General features: G+C 69.9%; 15 protein-coding genes. 3 read left to right on the forward strand and 12 right to left on the reverse strand.

The genetic code is table 11. The features are described 5' to 3' along the window. Positions 1-23: 23 nt before the first annotated feature. The 4 genes from L324_RS42460 to L324_RS21910 all read right to left on the reverse strand — a co-directional run bounded on the left by L324_RS42460 (position 24) and on the right by L324_RS21910 (position 3,936). Positions 24-170 carry a thiazolylpeptide-type bacteriocin gene (locus L324_RS42460; RefSeq protein ID WP_152546952.1) on the reverse strand — a complete coding sequence of 49 codons (147 nt, stop codon included), beginning with the start codon at positions 168-170 and terminating at the stop codon, positions 24-26. 137 nt (positions 171-307) lie between these two features. Further along, positions 308-2,590 (reverse strand): AAA family ATPase, encoded by a 2,283-nt coding sequence (locus tag L324_RS21905; RefSeq protein WP_081736424.1) that lies wholly within the window; start codon positions 2,588-2,590, stop codon positions 308-310. Between the two features lie 48 nt (positions 2,591-2,638). Further along, positions 2,639-2,830, reverse strand: a complete 192-nt coding sequence (locus L324_RS42465) for a hypothetical protein (RefSeq protein WP_152546953.1) — start codon at positions 2,828-2,830, stop codon at positions 2,639-2,641. A 119-nt stretch (positions 2,831-2,949) separates the two neighbouring features. Further along, the gene (locus L324_RS21910; RefSeq protein WP_051174032.1) at positions 2,950-3,936 is read right to left on the reverse strand and encodes a helix-turn-helix domain-containing protein; all 987 of its coding nucleotides are present in this window, start codon (positions 3,934-3,936) and stop codon (positions 2,950-2,952) included. 84 nt (positions 3,937-4,020) lie between these two features. Between L324_RS21910 and L324_RS21915 the strand changes: the two genes are divergently transcribed. Continuing rightward, complete coding sequence (locus L324_RS21915; protein WP_037311655.1) at positions 4,021-4,323, forward strand: hypothetical protein; 303 nt, start codon at positions 4,021-4,023, stop codon at positions 4,321-4,323. Between the two features lie 81 nt (positions 4,324-4,404). Here L324_RS21915 and L324_RS21920 read toward each other — a convergent pair whose 3' ends face one another. Next, positions 4,405-5,148 (reverse strand): DJ-1/PfpI family protein, encoded by a 744-nt coding sequence (locus L324_RS21920; RefSeq protein ID WP_037311657.1) that lies wholly within the window; start codon positions 5,146-5,148, stop codon positions 4,405-4,407. Positions 5,149-5,168: 20 nt separating this feature from the next. Next, positions 5,169-6,149, reverse strand: a complete 981-nt coding sequence (locus L324_RS21925; protein WP_037311658.1) for a GlxA family transcriptional regulator — start codon at positions 6,147-6,149, stop codon at positions 5,169-5,171. Positions 6,150-6,295: 146 nt separating this feature from the next. Here L324_RS21925 and L324_RS21930 point away from each other — a divergent pair, with 146 nt between their 5' ends. Beyond that, positions 6,296-7,036, forward strand: a complete 741-nt coding sequence (locus L324_RS21930; protein WP_037312482.1) for an ABC transporter ATP-binding protein — start codon at positions 6,296-6,298, stop codon at positions 7,034-7,036. Between the two features lie 4 nt (positions 7,037-7,040). Further along, the gene (locus tag L324_RS21935; RefSeq protein WP_081736425.1) at positions 7,041-9,611 is read left to right on the forward strand and encodes an FtsX-like permease family protein; all 2,571 of its coding nucleotides are present in this window, start codon (positions 7,041-7,043) and stop codon (positions 9,609-9,611) included. A 28-nt stretch (positions 9,612-9,639) separates the two neighbouring features. On the opposite strand, the gene L324_RS21940 is transcribed toward L324_RS21935, so the two are convergent. The 6 genes from L324_RS21940 to L324_RS21965 all read right to left on the reverse strand — a co-directional run bounded on the left by L324_RS21940 (position 9,640) and on the right by L324_RS21965 (position 15,765). Further along, entirely contained in the window at positions 9,640-10,989 is a 1,350-nt protein-coding gene (locus tag L324_RS21940) for a DUF2252 domain-containing protein (RefSeq protein ID WP_037311661.1), read from the reverse strand. Between the two features lie 50 nt (positions 10,990-11,039). After that, positions 11,040-11,807: a DUF1206 domain-containing protein gene (locus L324_RS21945; protein WP_081736443.1), complete on the reverse strand. Its 768-nt coding sequence runs from the start codon at positions 11,805-11,807 to the stop codon at positions 11,040-11,042. Positions 11,808-12,060: 253 nt separating this feature from the next. Beyond that, a complete protein-coding gene (locus tag L324_RS21950; RefSeq protein ID WP_037311663.1) occupies positions 12,061-13,434 on the reverse strand; it encodes a DJ-1/PfpI family protein in 1,374 nt (457 codons plus the stop codon). Between the two features lie 2 nt (positions 13,435-13,436). Then, entirely contained in the window at positions 13,437-13,835 is a 399-nt protein-coding gene (locus L324_RS21955) for a hypothetical protein (RefSeq protein ID WP_037311666.1), read from the reverse strand. A gap of 179 nt (positions 13,836-14,014) precedes the next feature. Further along, positions 14,015-14,665: a response regulator transcription factor gene (locus L324_RS21960; RefSeq protein WP_037311670.1), complete on the reverse strand. Its 651-nt coding sequence runs from the start codon at positions 14,663-14,665 to the stop codon at positions 14,015-14,017. Further along, entirely contained in the window at positions 14,662-15,765 is a 1,104-nt protein-coding gene (locus L324_RS21965) for a sensor histidine kinase (RefSeq protein ID WP_173426388.1), read from the reverse strand. Before L324_RS21965 ends, L324_RS21960 begins: the two co-directional genes overlap by 4 nt. Between the last annotated feature and the right edge of the window lie 46 nt (positions 15,766-15,811).

Here is a 15,811-nt window from a genome sequence, read left to right on the forward strand (position 1 = left end):
TGTTCGTCAGAGTCCCGGTGAGATCACACGGGGTCGGTGCACGAACCGGTGTTGCCGCACGAGCCGCTGTTGGTGCCGCTGGAAGCCGCGGTTTCCGGCAGCGCGACGGTGTCGCGCAGCGACGTGACGTCGAGCTCGTCCAGGTTCAGGTCGTCCAGATTGAGGTTCATTTCTTCTCCCTTTTTCACGGAAACCAAGTGAACTTTCCGGAAGTTTTCATCCGGTGAAACAAATCTATCCCCGGGTCGCCGTCGGCACATGGGCAATTTCTGCCTATATTGGTTTCGTGAATGGTTGGCAGGCGCGCTCAGCGGCCGGTGCCGCCCACCGAAAACTCCGGAAGAATGCCGAGGTCGATCGCGGCGGACACGGCGGCGCGCCGGGAACCCACGGCCAGCTTGGTCAAGATGGCGGCGACGTGGTGATCCACCGTGCGGACCGAAAGGTGCATGCGTTCGGCGATGCCCGCGTTGCTCAGCCCGGACGCGACACACGTCAGCACCTGGGCCTGGCGGCGGGTCAGCCCCGCCGGATTCGCCGCCGTCGCCGGACGGGGCCCGCGCGGGATCCGGCGGACACCGTTACGCCGCAGGTATTGCCGAACCCTCCGCGCGGCACCGCCGGCCCCGATCCCGTCGAATATTTCGAGTGCGCGCAACGCGCCTTGTTCGCCGCTCATCGCCAGACTGTCGGCACTCTCGTAGGCGCAGCCGAGTTCGGTCCAGGCGTCCGACGCTCGCCGCCACTGTCCGGCGGCCAGCAACCGGTACGGTTCGGCGAACCAGTCGAGGGCGGGCGTCACTTCCCCCGCCCGCCGCAACCACAGCGCCAGCTCCCCGGCGTACCAAGGGTGTCTTGCCCGCAAGGCCAGCCGGAACACCGGCCGCAGCTCGTCCGCTTCGGGACCGCGATCGCCGCTGAGCCACGCGGACTCGGCCCGCGCGACGGCGAGCAGCACGCGATCGCGCGGAAGTTCGGGATCCGTGTTCGCCGCGAGCGACACCGGGCCGCCCCGGCGAGCGTTCAACCGCGCGAGCACACAACGAGCGGGCAGGAGTTCCCCGGCGGCGAGCGCGTCCTCCTCCGCACGCGCCCAGTCACCCGAAGCGAAGCGCGACCACGACCGAATCGAGAGCAGTTGACGCGTGGCGAGCCGATGTCCGGTCGCGAGGGCGAACGCGCGCACCAGGTCGCGGTCGCACAAAGCGAGTTCGCGCCGTCCGGCTTCGTCCGAACACAGCTGGGTCAGGAAGCGGACGGCGTCGGCAACCTTGCCGTGGTCTTGAAGACGGCGAACGGCGTTCAGCAGATCCGGTCTGGCCGAAGGGTCCTTGCCGTATGCGACCAGGGAGCGCACCGCTTCGGCTTGGGCGGTACCGAGCGGGTGCGCCAGTTTCCCCGCCAGGTCGACCGTGTGCCGGACGGCGATCTCCGCCTCGGCGTACCTGCCTGCCAGGACGTCCAACTCGGCGCGCACACAGCGGGCCGCGACCAGCTGGGTACTCGCCCCTCGGGCGGCGGCGGCCGATTCGGCATCGGAGGCGGCCGCTCTCGCCTCCGTCATCCGGCCCAGATCCCGGTGATACCCGGCCAGCGCGACCAGGTCTCCGCAGGCCCGTGCGTGCCGGATCAACCGGCCGGTATCGGCGGAGTCCGTTGTGGACAGTTCTGCCAGTAGCCGCCGATGGAGCGCACGCCTGCGATGTTCCGGCAAAGCGCGTTCCACCACCCGGCGCAGCAGCTCGTGACGGAAGAAGAGCCGATCTTCCCGCTGCTCCAGCAAACCGGTGTCCAGCAGGTCCTCGCGGCCCGCGAGCAGACCCGCCTCGACCCCGTCGGGACTCACGGAGACCTGGTTGACCAGATCGATCGCCGCCGGATCCGCGACGGCGAGCCGGGAGGCGACCAGTGCCCGCAGTCTGATCGACTCGGCGGCCGCGTCCCCGTGCCGGGCGATTTCACCGATCAGCAACGGGTTCCCGCCGGTCTGCCGTCGCAGTTCGCCGACGGTCGTCGACAGTTCGGCCGCCAAGGCTTCGATGGTCTTCTCCGCCAAGGCGGGCAAGGGAAAGTGGCGGATGCGGTCCGTCGGCATCCCGGCGAGGACCGCGTGGATCCCGTGCGTCCCACCGATCTCCTCATCGCGGTACGTGACCACGATCGAGGCGTCGACCTCGTCCAGTCTGCGCGCGACGAACGACAGCAGGTCGAGCGTCGCGTCGTCCGCCCAGTGCACGTCCTCCAGCGCGAGGATCGCCGGCCTGGTACGACCGCGCAGGGCGGTCAGGAATCCGTCGAACAGTTCGGCGCGGCCGACGGCGGGCGCGGTCAGCGCCACGCCACCGGACCGGGCCAGGTCGAACAGCGGTGCCAGCGGCCGTGCGGCGCTGAACGGATCGCAGCGGCCGTACAGCACGTCGGCACCGTCCGCGGCCTTGTCCAGGAAAGCGCGCAGCAGGGTCGATTTCCCGCTGCCCGCCTCCCCGGTCACCACGGCGATCCGCACCGGAGCGGCCCCGTGTGCCATGGCGGTCAACCCGTCCAGGACACCGTGGCGCTCGCTGAACACACCGCTATCGTGCGCTGTCATCGTTCCCCCTCAGGACGACGAACCCTCGCGAGAGAAACCGCGGTGGGATCAGCTGTTGCCCGACGGGGGAGGACAAGGCGTGGCCGAGCGGACACCCCCGCAGTCCCACATGAAACCCGTGCCCGGCGGGTCCGCCGGGTTCGGGACGTCGTCGGCGAGCGCGGGTGCCGCCGCGCCCACCGAGAGCACCGACGCGAGCAGGGCACCGATAGCGATTCTTCGGAGCTGTGCGATCCTCATTTTTCCACCCCTCGTTCTCGACTGCGTTGAGCAGACTTTGTCAGGTGAGGGGGATGCCCGGAAGTCTTCCGCTGGTCAGCAAGAGGACACCTGCTGGCAGCAAGGTGACTGTAATGGGGTCAGATCCAGCCGCGGCGTGCCGCTTCGACACCCGCCTCGAACCGGCTGCCCGCGCCCAGTTCCGTCATCAGCCGCGCCACCCGGCGGCGCAGATGGCGGACGGATACGCCGATCACGCGCGCGGCGACCTCGTCGGTGCTGCCCTCCGCCAGTAACGCCAGCACCTTGCGGTCCTCGCCGCTGGGGCCGCCCGGTTCGGTCTTCGGCGGCGGGTACACGGACGCCTCGTTCCACAACCGGTGGAACAGCCTCAGGAAGCCCACGATGAGGCCGGGCTGGCGGACGATCAGCGCTCCTTGGCCGCTGTTCTGCGGATCGATCGGCAGCACGGCCACGACGTCGTCCATGATGACCATCCGCTCGATCGGATCGTCCGTGACCCGGATTTCCGCCCCGGCCGCGGTCACCTCCTGTACGTAGTCCAGGAACACGTCGTCGTCGAGCGCGCCGGTGTTGTAGATGGTGCGGACGGCGATGCCGCGGCGCAGGCCGCGCAGGTCCAGGGGTTTGCTCGCCTCTATCGCCGAGCGGCTGATGGACGCACCGGGTTGCACCGACCAGACGCTGCGCCGGGTGAAGAACGCCAGTTCCGAGAGCCGCTGGCGGACCTGGTCGAGATCCTCGATCCGCTCCAGCCCGGTCGCGGGGTCGACCGACCACGGACGGGCGGAATACCGTTCGGTCAGCTTGGCGACTTCGGCCCGGGTGTCACCCACCTTCCGTTGCAGGTTCAGCAGCTCGTCCTCGCGACGCTCGATCAGCTCGCCGAGCGCGGACGCCGGATACTTCAGCGTCACGCCGGCAGGCGCCCCGTCATCCGGTGTCGCCACTGCGAGTTCGGCGAGCGCCGTCAGCGCGGCGGCGAGCTCATCGGCTTCGCAAGCGAGAGCGGACGACAAGGCGGCGGTGTCCAGCTCCGGGTTGTCCAGAAGCGCGCGGTAGACACGCTCCGCGAGCGGCGTGAAGCCGAGATCGGTCAGAGCCACCGAGTACCTCTGCGTGACCGGTTGCTGACACGTCTGGCAACTACCTGACCACTCTCGGCACACCATCGAACGGCGGAACGGGTCATGATGGGCGACGACGGAAGGAACGACGGAGGCGTGGCCGAGATATCCCTTCGCCAGGTCAGTCCGGGCGCCAGCGATCCGGCGATAGTCGCCGCGCGCCTTTGCCTCGAGCTGGGACTGGCCTGCTGTGTCACCATCAGCCCTGACCTCCACCACATGCGGGTGCGTACCGCCGTGGGTTGTCCGGAGGCGGCCGACACCATCTCGATGCTGCTTACGGAGCCACGATTCCACGGCTGGCGACTGGACACGGAGACCGTGTGCCGAGAAACCGGCCGATTCGATCGTACCGCCGATCCGTGATGGTCTTCCGTACCCGGTGGGCAGCAGGAGTGCCTGGTCGCCGTGCCGATTCCGGTGCCTGAATCCCTGGGACGCCGCGTCCTACTCCTGTGAATCGGCGAGCAGTTTCAGCGCGAGGGCTTTGAGTTCCGGACTCGCCGTCGTGGCGTCGCCGGAGTCGAAGGGCGGTCGCGGGTCGTATTCGACGGCGAGCTGGATACCGCGGGCGGTTTCCTCGCCCGCGAGAAGGGAGGCGAGGTGGAGTGCGAGGTCGATGCCGGCGGAGACACCGGCGGCGGTGACGACCTTGCCGACCTGAACGTATCGCTCGGGCACGTAGCGCACGCCGAAGGTCTTTTCCAGGTAGTCCGCCGAGGCCCAGTACGTGGTGGCCCGGTCGCGGAGCAATCCGGCCGCGCCGAGGATCAGCGACCCGGTGCACACCGACGTGGTCCAGGTGGTGTGCCGGTGGACGCGGCGGATCCAGTCGAGCAGAACCCGGTTCTCCATGGCGGCGACCGTGCCGCGGTTACCCGCGCCGGGAACCAGCAGCACGTCCAGGCGGTTCACCTCGGCCACCGAACGCTCCGCCAGCACCGCGACGTCCCGGGTGTCCGTGCGCACCGGACCTCGGTGCTCGGCGATCATCGTGACGGTCGCGCCGGGCAGCCGGGACAGCACCTCGGCCGGGCCGGTCGGATCCAGCAGGCTGAAGCCGTCGTAGAGCAGGACGCCGATCCTCGGGCCATCGGTCTCCGCCTGGGCCGTCCCGGTGGTGAGGCCGAACGCGGCGGCCGCCGCGACACCGGTCAGTACTGTTCTGCGGGTGGTCTTCGCACTGGTCATGCCACGGAATTCTGGGGCGCTCAGGTCCCGATCGGGCGTGGCATGTCCGTCATCCTGCGAAGCGTGTCCCCGCTGAGCCCGTAGTGCCGGCGGAACGCCGTCCGCAGGGTTTCCGCCGAGGCGAACCCGCATCGCCGCGCGACCGCCGAGAGCGGTAGCGCGGTGGACCGGACCAGCTGGGCGGCGGCTTCGGTCCTGGCCGTTCGCACGGTACGAGCCGGTGTGCTGCCCAGATGCGCGGTGAACAGTCGCGTGAGGTGGCGGGTGGTGACCCCGGCCCGCATCGCCAGTGCCGACGGGCTCAGGTCTTCGGCGAGATGCGCGGCGATGTACCCCAGCAGATCCCGCACGACCCGGTTGCCGGGCGGCGGCGCGGCCAGGAACGTACTGATCTGGGCCTGGTCACCGGGGCGGTGCAGATACGTCACCAGCTCACGGGCGACCTCGCGGGCCAGCGTCGGACCGTGGTCGTCCTCGATCAGCGCGAGCGTGAGGTCCAGCGCGCTGATCACCCCGGCCGAGGTGAAGACGTTGCCGTCACGAAGGTAGAGCGGGGCCGGATCCACCGTCACCGCGGGAAAGGTCGCGGCGAGCAGCCCGCTGTAACCCCAATGTGTGGTGACCCGCCGGTCGTCGAGCAGACCGGCGGCCGCCAGCACGAACGCGCCCGTGCACACCGAGGCGACCCGCCTGCTTCTTTCGGCCAGCCGCCGCACCTGGGTCAGCAACCGCTCGTCCGTCGCCGCCGCTTCCGTTCCCGCGCCGCCGACCACGAGCACCGTGTCCGTCCGCCCGGACACCTCGGCCAGCCGCCGGGCACCGGCGAGCATGATCCCCGACGAACTCCGTGTCGTCCGTCCGTCGACCGTGGCCAGCTCGACGACATACGGCGGCGCGGCGCCGTGCGAGTTCGCGATCTCCAACGCCCCGCTGGGACAGGCCACATCGAGGATCTGCGCGTCGTCGAACGCGACGATCACCACCCGGCGGCCCGGTTTCATGCCGGCTACCACAAGGAAAACCTACCCGCCGGGGCGGTCATGGTGGTGCCAGCGCTACCACGAGTCTTCCCTCACGCGGGATCGATCCCGGCCCCTCGCGACCGTAGGTTCAGTCCGGAGAGATCACCATCGCTTAAGGGGAAATGATGAACGCAGGGGGCACGTGCGCCTTGGAACTGGAATCCGTGAGCAAGGTCTACGGATCCGGTGACGGCGCGGTCACGGCTTTGAACGGGGTGACCGTCGGGGTGCGCAGAGGCACGTTCACCGCGGTGATGGGACCGTCGGGATCGGGCAAGAGCACCTTCCTGCACTGCGCGGCCGGACTGGACCGGCCGACCTCGGGGCGGGTGCTGCTGGGGGACACGGAACTGAGCAAGATGCGGGAGAAAGCGCTCACCGAGCTGCGCAGGACCCGGATCGGGTTCATCTTCCAGGCCTACAACCTGTTGCCCTCGCTGAACGTGCTGCAGAACATCACGCTCCCGACGCGGCTCGCCGGGCGGAAGCCCGACCCGCAGTGGCTGCGTCAGATCGTCGAGAGCGTGGGGATCGCGAAGCGGCTCGAACACCGACCGTCGGAGCTGTCCGGCGGGCAGCAGCAGCGCGTCGCGATCGCCCGCGCGCTGATCACCCGCCCGGAGGTCGTCCTCGCCGACGAACCGACCGGCGCACTCGACACGCGCACCGCGCGCCAGGTGCTCGACCTCCTTCGCTCCATTGTGGACGAAATGGGCCAGACCGTGTTGATGGTCACACACGACCCCGTCGCGGCGTCGGCCGCGCACGGCGTGCTGTTCCTCGCCGACGGCAAGCTGGCCGGGCACCTCCCGCAGCCCACGCCCGAGCGGGTCGCCGAGCGCATGACCCACCTCGGGGAGTGGTGACGTCATGTGGGATCTGGCATGGCAGACGACGAAGACCCGCTTGAGCGGTTTCATCGGCGCGTTCGTCGCGATCCTCCTCGGGACCGCGCTGGTCGCCGGATGCGGCATCCTGATGGAATCCGGCCTGCGGGCGGGGGTCCCGACCCAGCGCTACGCTGACGCGGCGGTCGTCGTGGGCGGTCAGCAGACGGTCGAACCGCCCGGGACGGGCGCCCTCGCGAGCCAGCAGGTCGCCGAGCAGGCCTCGGTGCCGGTGACCCTGGCCGGCGCGATCGCCGCGGTGCCCGGCGTGCGTGGCGTGGTGGCCGAGCAGAGCTTCCCGGCCACCGTGGTGACGGCCGACGGCCGGGTCCTGAACGGGCCCGAAGGTGGCCAGTCGTGGGGGCACAACTGGGAGGCCGCCGTACTGGCCCCGTTCTCCCTTCGTGACGGCCGGGCACCCGCCGGTGCCGACGAGGTGGTCCTCGACGCGGAACTGGCTTCGCGGAGCGGGGCGGCCGTCGGTCAGCAGGTGAAGATCGCCGTCCGCTCGTCCCCTGTGGAGTTCCGGGTCTCCGGGATCGCCGCCCCGAAGTCGGGTGACGGCCTCACCCGGCAGTCCGCGTTGTTCTTCTCGCCGGAGAAGGCCGCCGAACTCGCCGCGACACCCGGCCAGGCCCACGCGATCGGCGTGCTGGCGGAACCGGGGGTCACGCCGGGCGACCTCGCCGAGAAGATCCGCGACGCCGTGGGCACCGCCAAGGTGACGGTGGCGACCGGCGTCGAGCGCAGCACGGTCGAGTTCCTCGACGTCAGCCAGACCCGGATGCTGCTGATGGCGCTCGCGGGCTCGTTCGGCGGCTTCGCACTCCTCATCGCGGTGTTCGTGGTCGCCAGCACGCTGGCGCTGGTCATCAACCAGCGTCGACGGGAGTTCGCGCTGCTGCGGGCGATCGCGGCGACACCACAGCAGATCCGCAAGCTCATCGGCGCCGAGACGATGCTGGTCGCGGTGGTCGCCGGGGTGCTGGGCAGCGTCCTCGGCGTGGCGGTGGGCTTCGGGCTGCGCAACGCCTTCGGAGCCATCGGGGTGATCCCGCCGGACTTCGAACTGGCGATCAGCCCGCTCCCGCTCATCGCCGCGCTGGCGCTCGGGCTGGGCACGGCCCGGCTGGCCGCATGGTCGGCTTCGCGGCGCCCGTCGTCGATCCGTCCCGTCGAGGCGCTCGGCGAGGCCGCGGTGGAGCGGCGCGAACTCGGCCGAGTGCGGCTCGTCATCGGCTGCGCGCTGGTGGTGGCCGGTGTCGGCGGCTCGTTCGTCCCGATGTTCCTGAACGGTGAAGCCGCCCTCGCGGCCTCCTCGTCCTCGGCGCTGATCATCGTGATCGGGCTGGCCGTGGTGAGTCCGAAGGTGGTCGCGGTCATGACGCGGCTGCTCGCGCCGGTGCTGGTCCGGACCTCCCGGATCAGCGGATACCTGGCCGCCGCCAACAGCCAGGCCAACTCACGACGGCTGGCCGCCGCGGTGACCCCGGTGATGCTGGCGGTCTCGTTCGCGCTGTCGATGTTCTACAGCCAGACCACCGGGGCCGCCGCCCGCGAGGAGGAGACCGTGCGGTCGACCACCGCCGACCAGATCCTCTCCAGCGGCACCGGCGGACTCTCCCCGGAGGTCGCCGAGGCCGCGCGGCGGATCCCCGGGGTGGCCGCCGCGACCGCGGTCGTGCGGACCGAGGTGCTGAACACGGTGCAGGAGCAGGACAGCCTGCGTGTCGAGCGGTACGCGGCGCAGGGGCTGGACGGCGACCAGGTGCGCGGCACCCTCGACCTGGGTGTCGTCTCGGGCAAGATCACCGATCTGACCGGGAACACGGTGGCGATGAGCGAGTCCGAAGCCGATTGGTACGACAAGAAGATCGGCGACGAGGTCGAGTTCTACTTCGGGGACGGCGCTCCGGCGAAACTGCGCCTGGTCGCCACCTACACCCGTGACCAGGCGTTCGGCCGCTACGTGCTGCCCGCCGACCTGGCCAGGGCGCACACCGGGGACCAGCTGGACGACGCGGTGCTGGTGCGTCAGCAACCCGACGCGGATTCGGCGACCGTGACCGCGGCCCTGAACGGCCTCGCAGGCCGCTATCCGGGCCTGACGGTGGTCCCGGGGTCGTCGGTGGCGGCTCCCGGCGGCGGCCAGCAGCAGGCCCAGTTCTACGTCAACCTGGTCGCGGTCGGCGTGATCCTCGGCTACGTCGTGATCTCGGTGGCCAACACGCTGGTGATGAGCACGGCTCAGCGGTCGCGGGAGTTCGCGCTGCTGCGGCTCATCGGTACCACCAAGCGCCAGGTGGTGCGGATGATGCGCTTCGAAGCGCTGGCGACGGTCGGGGTCGCCGCGGTGCTCGGGACGGTGGTGGCGGGAGTTCCCCTCGTGCTGCTGAACCTGGGTCTGCGGGGGACGCCGTTGCCCTCCGGTCCGATCACCGTCTTCGGCGGGATCATCGCCGGGGCGATCCTGCTCGGCCTGGTCTCCCTCGGCCTGGCCACCCGGGTGGCGCTGCGGGCCAAGCCGATCGAGGCGATCGGCCTCCGCGAATAAGCCCCGGGGTGTGCTCCCCGCTGTCCGGTCAGCCCTTCGCGGCAGGCCGGACGGCGGGGATTTCGCCGCCCCGGAAGGCGTCCACGAACAACCGGTGATCCTCGCGGGACTGCTCGGCGTAGGCCATGCCGAACTCGGTCAGCGTGCGGACGAACTCGTCCTCGCGGTCGCCGATCACCTCGGCGATGGCCGCCTCGCTCTGGAAATCGACCAGGGTCTGCTCGGAGTCCGAATCGGACACACAGTGCATCTTCGCGGTGGCCCGGCCGAGATAGTCGAGCACCGGCCGCATCTCGGCGGGCTCGGTCAGATCCGACCAGTCGAGGTCGTCGACGTAGGGCGACAACTCCGAGACGACGAACCCGGTCCCGTCGATCTCCGTGTGACCGAGCCAGGGATCCGCATGCGCCTGCAAGGCGCGCTGCGAGACCGCGGTGCGATGTCCTTCGTTGGTGAAGTAGTCGCGGATGCTCTGTTCGGCCACGATCCGGCTCGGCGCGGCGACGTTGCCCTGCTTCATGGAGAGGACGACGTCGTTCTCCAACGCCTGTGTCCGTCCCTCGACGAGGATGTTGTACGCGGGCAGCCCGGCCGAGCCGATGCCGAATCCGGTTCGGCCGACGATGTCCTTGACCCGGTAGGTGATGCTGCCGAACCGCTTGCCCTTGGGGATCGTGTCCAAATAGGACTCGAAGGCGCGGATGGCGGTCTCCCGTTCGGCTTCTTCGAGCACCCGGACTCCCGGGCCGTGCCGGAACCGGCGGTCGTAATCCTCCACAGTGGTCAGTTCGTCCAGCAGGTCGATCCGGGTCTTCAGCCGGGCCCGCAGCAGCACGTTGTGCAGCACGCCCTCGGTGCTGTCCAGCTGAAGCCGGACGAGTTCGTCACCGGGGCGATCGGCGTACTCACGGACTTGCTTCACATAGGCGCGGAGATAGGTCGCGATCAGGGTCGCGATGTCGTCGTCGGAGATCGCCTTGCTCCACGCCAGCAGCGCGACGCTGGCGGCCAGCCGCTTGAGATCCCAGGTGAAACATCCGAGGTACGCCTCGTCGAAGTCGTTGACGTCGAACACGAGCGTCCCGGACGAGTCCATGTAGCTGCCGAAGTTCTCGGCGTGGAGGTCGCCCTGGATCCACACCCGGCTGGTCTCGTCGTTCGCCCATGGGTCGTGTTCGTCCGCCATGTCCGCGTAGAACAGGCACGCCGAGCCGCGGTAGAAGGCGAACGGCGCGGCGGCCATCTTGCGGAACTTGCGGCGGAACGCGTCCGCGTCGGCGCGCATGAGGTCGTCGAAGGCATCCACCAGCACCTCGACGATGCGTGCGCGTCTCCCGTCCTCACCCTGCTCGCGGATCCGTCCGACCACACCTGTCATCACGACCTCCAGACGGCTTCACGGTGCCACAGGTCGCCGGGCCGGGCAGATCAGATCTTGCGGAACCGCGCGTCCAGCAGCGCGAACGCGCCGAACGCGGCGATCCCCGCCGCGAGCGCGAGGAGCAGGGGAGCGCCATAGGGCTGGGCGACGAGTGTTTTCAACGCGACGTCGAGGCCGCTGGCCTTCGCGGGGTCGAAGGTGACCGCGGAGACGATCGTCAGGACGCCGATGGTTCCGTACGCGGCGGAGAGGGCGATCCAGCCGACCTGGCCGAGCCGGATCGTCGTGGTCCGGGTCGTCGCCGCGGCACTGCCGAAATCGAGTTCCCGGACGAAGGTCTTCCGGAATCCTCGCTGCGCGAGGAACACCGCCACCGCGACGACGACGATCCCCACGACGGTCACGAGTGCTTGGCCATAGGACTCGGCGAGGATGTCCGCGACCAGCGAGGACTGCCCGTCGTCGGCACCCGAGATGGCGACCTTCACCGCGCTGTAGGAGACCAAGCCGTAGAGCACGACCTCGATCCCGCTGACGATCCGGCGCACCGTCCGCCGCCGGGCCTTCACGTGCCGATGTCCCGTGAGCGCCTCGCTCAGCTGCCACAGCGCGAGTACGGCGAGGCCCACCGCGATCAGCCAGAGCAGCCACGCGCCCCCGTTCGCGACCACCACCTGCAACGCGCCCGCCTTGTCGGCCTTGGCCCGGTCGCCGAGAGCGACCTGCGCGGCGAGCCAGGCGACGAGCAGATGGACGACGGAGTAGCAGACGAGCCCGCCGCGGGCGATCAGGTCGAACAGCTTGCCTTCGCGCATCGGGCGATCCTTGCCGACCCGTCGCCGCACCACCAGGGCCGGTGGGAGCAATTTGTCCGTTCGGTGAAGTTCGGTGATCGCCGGCGCATGAGGCGGATCACTCTTGATCTCCACCTTGGTGGAGGGTCGATCCTGAACTCCCGAACAGCCGCTTCGAGGAGACTTCGGACCTTGACGGCCGCCTGGAGGCCATCCAGGCGGCACTCGACGGCCTGCCCGGCGAGGTGGAGTCCCGGGTGAGCGCGAACCCGCGTTACCGCGTCGTCCGGGAGATCGGCCCCGGCCCGCGAGTGGAGGACTGACCGCGGCGCCGGATCAGCGCGCGGATCCCGAACGCCGCGAGCAGGCCGAGGGCCGCGAGCCCGAACGGCCGGAGGGTGATCGTCCACGGCCAGGCGGAACCGGCGAGTGCCAGATGCGCGGTCGGGTACTCCAGTGTCCTCGCCGTCCAGCGTGTCGTCGCGGTGTCTGTGACGCGCACGAGGTCTTCGAGTACCGCGTCGAACGGGAAGCCGGGTTTTCCGTGCAGGTACACCGGTGACAGCGCGGAGTAGCGGTCGCCGGCGTGGTTCGCGGCGGCCTCGGCACCGGGCACGATCAGCCGGTCCAGGTCGTCCGTCGTGGACGGGGTGGCTCGCGGAGCGAAGGTCAGCCCGTGCCTCGACTGGATCGGCGCGCCGTCCAGGCCGACGGCCAGCGTGCGCACGGCCAGTGACTGCCCGTAGGTGTCGAACACCGCGGTCAGTTCCAGCTCCCGAATGCCGGTGGTCAGCAGGACCCCCAGAACGGGCTTGTCCCAGCGGAACGCGGTGTTGAACCCGACGACGGTGTCCGCCGCCTCGAAGGTGTTCTGTGTCATCGGGGCCGCGGAACCGGGGGAGTAGTGGGTCCAGCCCACCGCGTCGGCGGTCCGGCGTGCGACGTCCATGCCCGCGATCCGCTCGGTGACCCGGAGCGCGCCGTCGATCCCGGACAGGATCCCGGCCGTGGTCAGGATGCTGCCGTCGTCGACGTACCGGGTACCGCGAATCCAGTCCACGGCGGGGAATTCGTCGTCGAAGCCGTCGATGCCGATCCAGTGCGCGGTGGCGCGGCGGCCGTCGAGCAGCCCGGCCGAGGCGAGGACTCCCGAACCGTTGCAGACACTCATGAGCAGAGCGCCCTTCGCGGACTGCCGCCGCAGCCACTCGGTCACCGGACGAGTGGTCGGTTCACCGAGATCGGGGAGTGCGGGCACGACGACGACGTCCGGGGCGGCGGAGGCGAGCAGGCGGTCGAGGTCGGCGAAACTCAGGTCCGGGACGAGGTCCAGCCTGCCCGTGAGAGTCACCGGCCGGGCTTCGGGAGCGACCATGTAGACGTTGAACGCGCCACTCGTCGCCAGGACCTCGTAGGGCGCCAGGGTGTCGGAGACGACGGCGCCCTCGTTCCCCACGACGACGACCGCGGTCGGCTTGGCGGGATCGTGCGCCCGCGGCACCGGTCGTGGCGAGATCCCGTCGGTCCTTGGTGTGTAAAGGTTTTCGAAACTGGCGGCCAGCGTGGTCCCGCCGAAGGTGAGCGGAAGGGCCAGCGCGGCGAGGACGAACGCGAGCACGGTCAGCGTGCCACGGAACAAGGTGCGCATGGTCAGACCCCGTACTCGGCGCGACGGCGGAGCATGGCCACGAGCATCGCGGGCACCATCAGCACGTGCCCGGCCGTCATCAGGGCCATCCCGGAGATCAGGCCGGTCCAGAAGAACGGCAGGAAGAGCACGTACGGCAGGCACATCGCGGCCGACATCTCCGCGATCGACGCCCAGCCGTGCCGCCGGATCCGCATCCACAGCGCCATGCCGAGCGACATGTTCGTCGCCATCACCAGTGCGCTCGCGGTCACGTTCCCGGCGAGGCCGGGCCAGGCGAACGACCAGACCGGCTCGAGGACGATCATCCCGGCGACCATCGCCACGAGCATTTCGACGGCGTGCCGGGTGAAGTGCAGGACGGCCCGGTTACGGGTCTTCGGTTCTGTCGTGTGGTTCATCGTGGACTCCCTCGCGGTTCGGTGCGACGGGAGCAATGTTCGGTGCGCCGGGGGCACTCCGGCAGGTGCCGGAAGTCATGTGCGGGGTCACGTGACCCTCGCAGAGGGCCGCGAGCGCCACGCTTGAGACGTTGATCGTCACGGGCGAGGCGCTGGAGCTTCGATTCACCGAACGTGGCTCAGAACAGGCCGAGTTCCCTCGCACGCAGGGCGGCCTGGGTCCGGTCCCGAACCTGGAGTTTGGACAGCACACTCGTGACGAGGTTCTTCACCGTGCCTTCGGCGAGGAACAGCGCCTTGGCGATCTCCCGGTTGCTGTGGCCGTCCGCGAGGAGCCGGACCACCTCCAGTTCCCGCTCGGAAAGCGCCGTGACCAGCGGCTGGGGACGCGTCCGCGGCTCCTCGGGCAGCTGGGCCACCCTGGCGACGACCTTGGCGGCGACCGATGGCTGCAACACCGACTCGCCCCGCTTCGCCGCGACCAGCGCCTCCACCAGCCGCGTCGACGAGACGTCTTTGAGCAGATAGCCGACGGCGCCCGCTCGAAGTGCGGCGAAGACGTCCTCGTCGTCATCGAACGTGGTCAGCGCGAGTACCCGGACCCCGGGCTGTTCGGCACGCAGCCGGCGGGTCGCGGCGATCCCGTCCAGTACCGGCATCCGCAGGTCCATCAGTGCGACGTCGGGGCGGAGGTCCGCGCAGAGCCGGACGGCCTGCTCCCCGTCCGCCGCCTCGCCGACGACCTCGATCCCGGGCTGGACCTCCAGGAGCGTCGCCAGCGCTTCACGGAACAGGGCTTGGTCGTCGACGATCAGCACGCGGACGCTCATCCCGGCACCTCCACGGTGAGGGTCAGGCCGTGCCCTTCGGCCGAGTCCACCGCGACCCGCCCGCCGAGTCCTGCCACCCGCTCCCGGAGCCCGACGAGGCCGAAACCCTTGCCGTCGGGGGATTCCCCGGCGAGACCGAGGCCGTCGTCACGGACTTCGAGCCGGATCAGATCCGTGACGGCGTAGTCGAGCACCACGGTCGCGGTCTTGGCACGCGCGTGCTTGCGCACGTTGGTCAGTCCCTCCTGAGCCGCGCGGAACAGCGACTCCTCCACTTCGGCGCGGGTGTCCCGAGCCGTGCCCTTGACCTCGAATCCGGTCGGTACCCCGGCCGCGGAGGCCTCGTCGGCCAAGGTCCGCAACGCCTCCGCGAGCGGTTCGGAGCGCGGTTCCCGCAGTGCCGACACCGAGCGACGGACCTCGGCGAGGGCTTCCCGCGCCTGGTCCTGCGCCTTGGCGAGCATCGTGTCGACGCGGCCCGTGTCCGCGGTGTCGATCACCGCCCGCGCCGCCTGGAGCATCATCTGGACGACGGTCAGATGGTGGCCGAGTCCGTCGTGGATGTCGCGGGCGAGCCGGTTGCGCTCCTGCGTGGTCGCCAGCTGCTCGGCCTGCGCCGCGTAGTCGCGAAGCCGTTCATGCGCCTCCGCGAGTTCCTCCCGCGCCCGCTTCTCCCGCTGGACCAACTCGGTCACCACGGCGGCGAAGACCATGACAGCCAGTGTCCCCAGCCCTTCCCGGAGCCCGTCCATCGGCTCCATCCCGAGGTGGACGAGCGGGATCACGACGGCGACGCCGATCGCCGCCGGCAGGGGCAACAGCAGGACGGTCTGGGAGATCAGGACGACGAGCAGCAGGATCGCGCCGACGGCGGCGCCCGAGAGCGAGAACAGGGTGAACCCGAGCGGTAACTGCACGCAGACGTAGGCGACGGCGAACGCGCGGCCGCGCTTCTGGACCCAGGGGAAGCCGGCGATCGCGATCGCCGCGTAGAGCAGCCCGACGAGGAGTGTCGGCAGCACGAGCGTCTCGTAGTTGGCCGAGCCGAGGGGCAACGTCACGTACGCGACGACGGTCAGCACGGCCAGGGCCCGGTTCACGGACACACCATGCTCGACCCCGCGACACCGGCGCAAGCGACTCCCG

This window comes from Amycolatopsis orientalis DSM 40040 = KCTC 9412 (assembly GCF_000478275.1).
Taxonomy (GTDB): domain Bacteria; phylum Actinomycetota; class Actinomycetes; order Mycobacteriales; family Pseudonocardiaceae; genus Amycolatopsis; species Amycolatopsis orientalis.